We start from the raw sequence: 8,673 nt of genomic DNA, 5'->3' as shown, positions 1-8,673 counted from the left end.
GGTTAGGAATGGCGATCGCTAAATCAATCATTGCCCAAAAACATGGCGGTAAGATTACCTGTACTTCTCAATTGGGTAAAGGCACTGAGTTGGAAATCTCCATACCCATCGGCAACTAGCCCGTCGATTCTAGATTGCATACCATACCCCAAAGATGAGATCGCGATCGCATATTAGCGGCGATCGCTCCACTAGATTGAGATGAATATAATGGGTATGATGTTAGCCCAACCAGAAGTACCAGACAAATGCTCCCAATGCCCTCCAAGTTACCCGAGTTACCCGGTTATCAAATAAGAGAAAGCATATACGAAGGAGAGCGCACCCTGATTTATCGCGGGATTAGGATTTCCGATTCTCTAAAAGTAGCCATCAAATTGTTGCGTAACCCATACCCGGATTTTAGCGAACTCGTACAACTTCGCAATCAGTATGCTATTGCCCAAAATCTCAATCACCCTGGCATTGTGATGCCTTTAAGCTTAGAGCATTATGGTAATGGTTACGCCTTGGTTATGCCCGAAGAGGGCGCTATCTCTCTCGACAAAGCCCTAGCACAAAAGGAGCCATTAGACTTAACAAGCTGCTTGCAAATTGCCATTCAACTGGCTGATATTTTACAGGAACTCGATCGCCAGCGAGTCATCCACAAAGATATCAAACCCGCCAACCTTCTCATTCAACCAGAGACCAAAAACATTAAACTTATTGACTTTAGCATCGCCTCTCTACTATCAAGGGAAGCTCAGGAAATCTACAATTGCAACATTCTAGAAGGAACCCTAGCCTACATCTCCCCAGAACAAACCGGTCGCATGAATCGAGGCATCGACTATCGTAGCGACTTCTATTCTTTGGGAGTCACCTTATACCAACTGCTAACAGGACGCTTGCCCTTCACCAGCAATGACCCCATAGAGTTAGTCCATTGTCATATTTCACAACAGCCCATACCGCCAGCATCAATTCAACCCAATCCATCCAACCCGGCAATTCCCCTAGCTGTTTCGCAGATAGTCATGAAACTAATGGCTAAAAATGCCGAAGATCGCTATCAGAGTGCCTTGGGATTAAAATTTGACCTGGAAAAGAGTCTCAAGCAATGGCAAGAAACTGGCAAAATAGAAGCCTTTGAGTTAGCAAGTAGGGATATTGCAGATCGCTTCCTCATACCGGAAAAACTTTACGGAAGAGAAGTAGAGGTAGAGACTCTACTGGCAGCATTCGAGCGAATCGCTGAAGGAAAAACCGAAATGATGCTCGTTGCTGGATTTTCCGGCATTGGCAAAACGGCTGTCATCAACGAAGTCCACAAACCCATCACCAGGCAAAAAGGATACTTCATCCAAGGAAAATTCGACCAATTCAATCGCAATATTCCCTTTTCTGCCTTCGTCATCGCCTTCCGTAACTTAATCGACCAACTCCTGAGCCAATCTGATGCCGAGTTGGCCGATTGGCAAGACAAAATCCTTGCTGCTGTCGGCAATAACGGTCAAGTTCTCATTGATGTTATACCCGAACTCGAAAGCGTCATTGGCCAGCAGTCTCCCGTCCCAGAACTATCCGGGAGTGCCGCCCAAAACCGTTTTAACCTTCTGTTTCAGAAATTTATTGCCGTCTTTACCCGCCAAGAACATCCTCTCGTCATATTTCTCGATGACCTGCAATGGGCAGATTCTGCCTCGTTAAACCTGATGAAAGTCTTGATGAGGGAGAACAATACCGGGTATTTACTGCTGTTAGGTGCCTATCGAGATAACGAAGTCTTCCCAGCCCATCCTCTGATGTTGACCTTGGCCGAGTTGGAAAAACAAGAAGCTGCTATTTCAACTATCGCCCTGACTCCCTTAGCCCAACATCATATCAATCAGTTAGTGGCCGAAACCCTCAGTTGCAAGATGGAGCTAGCCGCTCCTTTAACCGAGTTAATCTATTGCAAAACCCAAGGCAATCCTTTCTTTACCACCCAGTTTTTGAAAGGGCTGTATAAAGATGAACTGATTGTATTTAATCGCTTGGGATATTGGGAATGCGATTTGGTGAAGGTGCAAGATGCAGCTCTCACAGATGACGTGGTCGAATTCATAGCGGGACGCTTGCAAAAGTTACCCGAAGTTACGCAAACCGCATTAAAGTTAGCGGCTTGTATTGGCAATCAGTTTGACTTGGAAACTTTGGCGATAGTGAGGGAAAGTTCCTTGGAAGAAGTCGCTGCGGAAATTTGGAGCGCACTTCAAGAAGGTATCGTTTTACCCATCAGCGAAGCCTACAAGTTCTTCCAAAGCGAGATAGAGTCTCCTCAAAGCGAGATGGTAGTTGTAGAGTATCGATTTCTCCACGATCGCGTGCAACAAGCCGCTTATACTCTCATTGCCGAGCTTGACAAAAAGACGACTCATCTGAAAATCGGTCAACTGCTGTTGACTAATACGCCAGACAGCCAAAGAGAAGAAAAATTATTCGATATTGTCAATCAATTGAATTATGGCGTTGAGTTAATTTGCCAGTCAAGAGAACGTCAGGAATTGGCAGAATTAAATCTCAAAGCTGCACAGAAAGCCAAAGCATCGACAGCCTACGCTGCTGCAGTTGAGTATTTGAATGCAGGCATCGATTGGCTTTCTCGCGATGGCCGATCGAACTGCGATTGTTTAACCCTAGCCCTTTACGAATTGGCAGCAGAAGTCAACTATCTCAATGGCGATATCGAGCAGATGGAATACTTTGCTTCCATCGTCATGCAAAATGCGAAAACGTTGCTCGATCGCGTCAAAGTCTGCGAAATTAAAGTGCAAGCGGCAATCTCCCAAAATCAACTTAACGATGCCATTCAATTGGGTTTGGATTTTTTGGGCAATCTCGATATTCACTTGCCCCAACAAGTAACGAGTTCGCAAATTGATGAGGCTTTTGCTGAAAATGATGTCTTATTGGAAAAAATTGTCATTGAAGAGGTGGTTCATTTTGATCGCATGAGCGATCCCAAAAAAGAAGCAGCCATACGAATGATTACCATCGTCGGGCTCGCCATGTATATTGCCAATCCAGAACTATTAATGTTAGGCGTGGCGCGACAAGTCAATCTATGTTTGCAATATGGCAACACTTCGACTTCTGCCGATGCTTATGCGACCTATGGTCTGTTCCTTTGCGGGGAAAGGGGAGAAATCGAAAAAGGCTATCGGTTTGGCAAACTGGCTGTGGCCGTCCTTGAAACCCTGCAAACTCTCGAAATTAAATCCTTAGTTTACGTCCTATTTAACGGCTTTATAAAACATTGGCACGACCCCTGCCGGGATACTCTCGCAGACTTGCAAAATGCCTATCACTGGGGTCTGGAAATGGGGGATCTGCAAAATGCGGCGCTCTCTGCCTACTGCTATTGCAGTCATAAATTTTTGTGTGGGATCGATCTTGGAGATATTCACAAAGAGATCGATAGCTACGTTCGTGCTGTTAAGTCCATTCAACAACTGGGAATCAAGGGTTGGCTCGACCCCTTAGCCGCATTAACGGGAAAACTCGTCGAACCCTCATCAACTTCGCTCCTTTTGTTATCGTCGATTGCTGCAGAAGAGCAAGCCCTTGAAGCGTATCGTCAGGATAACGATCGCACGGGAATCTTTATCTTTGCTTTTAGCAAAATGCTGTTAGCCTATCTGTGGAATCAGATCGCCGAAGCAATTGCTTATGCCAACATCGCCCGAGAACATCTTGATGGCATCACGGGCATGGCCTTGGTTCCTTGTTTCTATTTCTACGATACCGCTATTCTGTTAAGCGCAGAACCCACTGCCCTCTCATTTAAAGAGACAACCAAAATCAGCGAAAATAAATGCAAACTTCAAGAATTATCGCAGTATGGTTCGCAAAACCTACAACACAAATCTCAATTGTTGGAAGCAGAGTCTTGCCGTTGGAGTGGAGATCGTCTTCTGGCGATGGAACTGTACGATCGCGCCATCGCCGGAGCAAAAGAAAACGAATATATCCAAGAGGAGGCCCTCGCTAACGAACTCGCTGCTAAATTTTATCTCGACTGGGGCAAAGAAAAATTTGCCGCACTTCACATGCAAGAAGCCTACTATTGTTATTCTCAATGGGGAGCTAAGGCCAAAGTCCAAGACCTCGAAACACGCTATCCCGAACTGTTAAAGCCAATTTTGCAACAAGATAGGTTGCTGCGCGATCGCAAGTCTTTATCTTCAGGTGCAAGCATTTCTAAAATTACCAGTAATTCTCAGACCCAAACGGCAACTCTCGCCAATCTTTCCTCCCTTCTCGATTTCTCATCTTTATTGAAAGCCTCTCAAACTCTTTCAGTAGAAATCGAAATCGAACGCTTGCTTTCCACCCTCATAAAGATTATCCTCGAAAATGCCGGAGCAACTAAAGGAGCATTATTATTAAGTAACGAACAAGGATTAACTGTAGAAGCGATCGCGACTCGCACCGATGCGGAAAATGAGTTAAAACTCGATTCCCTGCATCAATCCATTCTCCTTGAAAACTATCCAGATTTGCCTGCCGGATTGATTAATTATGTCCGACACACGACAGAAACCGCTCTTTTAGATGCCAAGACCGCACAAGCTCGATTTGCCGCCGATAACTATTTACTGTGCTTTTCTCCTCAAAGTTTACTCTGTTTGCCGCTACTCGAACGGGGAAATTTAATCGGCATTCTCTACTTGGAAAATACGCTAATGGCGGACGCTTTTACCCGCGATCGCGTAGAGTTATTAGATGCCCTCTGCGCTCAAGCAGCGATTTCATTAACCAATGCGCGGCTTTACGAACAGGCACAACAGGCACTCAAAGACTTACAACAGGCACAGTTGCAATTGGTTCAGAATGAAAAAATGGCAACTTTGGGAACCCTGGTTGCGGGGGTTGCTCACGAAATTAACAATCCTGTCGGCTTTATCGGTGGGAATGTTGGTGTAGCGCAAGAACATTTGCGGGATTTGCTGGAAATCCTTTCTCTCTATCAAGAAAATGCGTCCCTTCCCGAGTCAATAGCCGAAGATATCGAAGACCTCGATCCCGATTTTATTGCCGAAGATTTTCCCAAGCTCATTGCATCGATGCAAACGGGATGCGATCGCATCCGCCATATCAGCCGGTCTTTACGGACTTTTTCGCGCACGGACAAAGAACATAAAGTCTCCTTTAACTTGCACGAAGGTATCGACAGCACCCTATTAATACTCAAATATCGCCTCAAAGCTAACGAAGAACGACCGGCTATTAAAATTGTAAAAAATTACGGCAATATTCCTGTATTAAAATGCTATGCGGGGCAGCTAAACCAAGTTTTTATGAATCTGATTGCCAATGCGATCGATGCTTTAGATGAAAAGAATCAGGAACGCAGTTTTGACGAGATTGCCAATCAAATTAAGATTACCACCTTTGCCACGGCACAAGAAGTAACCATTTGTATTGCCGATAATGGCATGGGGATGCTAGAAGAGGTGAAACGGCGCATCTTCGAGCAAGGGTTTACAACTAAAGCGGTGGGTAAAGGTACGGGGTTGGGAATGGCGATCGCCCGTCAGATTGTCGAAGAAAAACACGGTGGGGTGCTCTCTTGTCAGTCAGAGTTGGATAAAGGTACGGAGTTTACCATTTCTTTACCAGTTCATTAGCAGACTTTAACCAATAATGTCGGACATCTCTAGGTCACCAATTCAAAATATAGAGTCATGAATATATTTGGCAAAAAAAACGAAAACTCTAATCAAATCTCTTTACAAGTTATTCTCCTAGTTCCCTTCATTTTGCAAATGTTGGCCCTTGTGGGAGTAATCGGTTATCTCTCTTTCCATAATAGCCAAAAGGCAATTGAACATCTAACTCTTCAATTACAAGCAGAAGCCAATGAAAGGATCGAACAACATCTCCAGGAATACTTGAATACATCTAAAATCATTGTACAAGAAAATGCCGATGCTTTTTCTCAGGGAATCCTCAATCCTAACAATCTTAAACAAATTGGTCGCTATCTTTGGAAAAGGAGAGAAGTGCGAGACGGGGAATTAGGCTTTTTCTTGTTTGGCAGTATCAACCAGGATCATATTTCAGTTGGAGAGCATTTTGACGACGGTAGAATTACAATAAACCAAATTGATAGTCAGAGCAGCGATCGCCGTTTTAAAATCTATGAAGCAGACGGACAAGGAAATCAAAAAAATCTGCTTGCAACCGATCCAGACTATATCAATCAATTTCAGAAAGAGGCTTGGTATGCAGAAGCGATCCAGCACAAAAAACCGCTTTGGACTTCTATCTATCAATGGGAAACTGATCCATATCCTCTCAGTATTGCTGCTAGTTTTCCGATTCGCGATTCAAACCAAAATATTATTGGCGTTCTTGCGATTGAAAAGCGTTTATCTAATATTAGCGATTTCTTGAAAAAGCTTGAACTTAGTCCATCTGCTGAAATTTTCATTATCGATCGTAAGGGATTAATTGTGGCCAACTCTACTTCTGAAGAAGGTTTTATCTTAAGGGAGGGGAAGCCTCAACGATTGAACATTATAGATAGCCAAGAGCCTTTAGTTACAGCGTCGGCAAAATTCGTATTACAAAAATTCGGAAATTTCAATGCGATTCAAGATAATCGACAGCTTGAATTTGAGACAGAAGATGGTCGGCAGTTTATGAGCGTTACGGTATGGAAAGACTCTTGGGGAATAGATTGGCTAGTGGCGATTGTCATTCCAGAAAAAGACTTCATGGCAAAAATTTATGCCAATACTAGAACGACGATTATACTGTCTGCCCTCGCTGTCTTATTAGCCTTAATATTGGGGGTTTATACATCCCGTTGGATTGCCAAACCTATTTTTAATCTCAGTCGAGCTTCTGAAGCAATCGCGAATGGTGAATTAAGCCAAACGATTCAGCCATCCAAAATCAGTGAATTTTCCATATTAGCTCAATCTTTTAATCGAATGGCACAACAACTACAGGAATTTTTCACGGCTTTAGAAAAAAGTAAGGAAGAACTCGAACATAAAGTACAGCAACGAACTGCCGAACTAGAGCAAGCGAAAGAAAAAGCAGAAGTGGCGAACGAAGCAAAAAGTGTATTTATCGCCAACATGAGTCACGAGTTGCGATCGCCCCTCAACGCCATTCTCGGGTTCACGCAAATCCTGACTCGCTCTCAAACCCTACCCCCAGAACAACAACAAAATGTCAGCATTATTAACCGCAGTGGCGAACATCTCCTGACATTAATTAATAATGTCCTCGATCTCTCCAAAATTGAAGCCGGGCGTATCGTTCTAAACGAGAATAATTTTGACCTCTATCGCCTTCTCGACGACATTCACGATATGTTCCAACTCAAAGCAGCCGATAAAGGCTTGTACTTATTATTGGAACGGGCCGAAAATCTTCCCCGCTATATTCGCACCGATGAAGTCAAACTTCGGCAAATTCTGATTAATCTCATTAACAATGCCCTGAAATTTACTTCAGAAGGAGGGATTTGTATCCGACCAACCCACCAGTCACTCACCAATAATCAAGGGATAACAGTACATTTTGAAATTGAAGATACCGGGCCGGGAATTGCCCCAGAAGAACTTGACCAGCTTTTTGAAGCGTTCTCGCAAACCGCAAGTGGCAAATATGCCCAAGAAGGAACGGGCTTAGGACTGTCCATCAGCCGTAAATTTGTACAACTGATGGGAGGGGAGATGCACGTTAAGTCTAAATTGGGAGCCGGAACCGTTTTTAGCTTTGAGCTTAAAGTAGAAGAGGTTGCTGAGAGTGAAATAGAAAGCAAAAATATTCAACGTCGTATTATCGCCCTAGAACCCGGTCAACCTCGCTATCGCATTCTGATTGTTGACGATAAGTCTGTCAATCGGCAGCTTTTAATCCATTTGCTCAATCCCTTAGGCTTCGAGTTGCAACAAGCCAGTAACGGCAAAGAAGCTATAGAAATTTGGGAACAATGGCAACCTCATCTGATTTGGATGGATATGCGAATGCCTGTAATGGATGGGTTTGAGGCCACTCAAAAAATTAAAGCAACCACTCAAGGACAAGCAACGGCAATTATCGCCCTGACAGCCAGCGTTTTGGAAGAAGAACGGGCAGTCGTTTTATCGGCAGGATGCGATGATTTCCTACGTAAACCCTTTCGAGAAGAGCAAATATTCAAAGTGATGGAAGAGCATTTAGGTGTGGGTTATGTTTATGAAGAGCCAGTCTTCCTGATAGAAAATAAGCCTTCGATACTTGAAGCACTAACAGCAGAAAATATTCAGGCGCTTTCAGCAGAATTGCAGCAGCAATTGCGCCAAGCTACCCTCACAGGTAACCAACAGAAAATGGCTGAAGTAGTTCGGGCTATTGCTGAAGAGAATACTGCTTTGTCCGAGGCGATATCGACTTGTTTTCAAAACTTTGAATATGACAAAGTTTTGAACTTAATTCCCCAAAAAGATGCTTTAAAATAAATTTTTATGAAAACTGGCATTATCTATCCCTCTTCTGTCACTTTCGGAAAAAGGGGGGTGAAACCCTCATTCTTTCGTTGGCGATCGCGGGCTGTAATGAGGGAAATTAATCATCTATTTCAACTTTTGGCCAAATATGAATTTTTCATCAAGGGGTGATAATAAGGCTAAAAAGCAGATTGTATAA

General features: G+C 43.6%; 3 protein-coding genes. All 3 read left to right on the top strand.

Going from position 1 to position 8,673, the window contains the following annotated elements:
- Positions 1 to 8 precede the first annotated feature (8 nt).
- The 3 genes from J7545_RS23840 to J7545_RS01040 all read left to right on the top strand — a co-directional run bounded on the left by J7545_RS23840 (position 9) and on the right by J7545_RS01040 (position 8,486).
- A complete protein-coding gene (locus J7545_RS23840; protein ID WP_413039277.1) occupies positions 9 to 119 on the top strand; it encodes a hypothetical protein in 111 nt (36 codons plus the stop codon).
- A 138-nt stretch (positions 120 to 257) separates the two neighbouring features.
- Positions 258 to 5,654 carry an AAA family ATPase gene (locus J7545_RS01045; protein WP_318698851.1) on the top strand — a complete coding sequence of 1,799 codons (5,397 nt, stop codon included), beginning with the start codon at positions 258 to 260 and terminating at the stop codon, positions 5,652 to 5,654.
- Between the two features lie 57 nt (positions 5,655 to 5,711).
- Positions 5,712 to 8,486, top strand: a complete 2,775-nt coding sequence (locus tag J7545_RS01040) for an ATP-binding protein (protein ID WP_318698850.1) — start codon at positions 5,712 to 5,714, stop codon at positions 8,484 to 8,486.
- Positions 8,487 to 8,673 lie beyond the last annotated feature (187 nt).

The sequence above is a fragment of the Roseofilum sp. SBFL genome, assembly GCF_017746885.1.
Taxonomy (GTDB): Bacteria; Cyanobacteriota; Cyanobacteriia; order Cyanobacteriales; family Desertifilaceae; genus Roseofilum.
Note: the sequence above shows the minus strand (reverse complement) of the source record. Positions and strands in the feature narration are given on the sequence as shown.

Bases quoted from the DNA above. Each gene is read 5' to 3' on its own strand.
- J7545_RS01045 (WP_318698851.1), top strand. From the start codon at position 258: ATGCCCTCCAAGTTACCCGAGTTACCCGGTTATCAAATAAGAGAAAGC.
- J7545_RS01040 (WP_318698850.1), top strand. From the start codon at position 5,712: ATGAATATATTTGGCAAAAAAAACGAAAACTCTAATCAAATCTCTTTA.
- J7545_RS23840 (WP_413039277.1), top strand. From the start codon at position 9: ATGGCGATCGCTAAATCAATCATTGCCCAAAAACATGGCGGTAAGATT.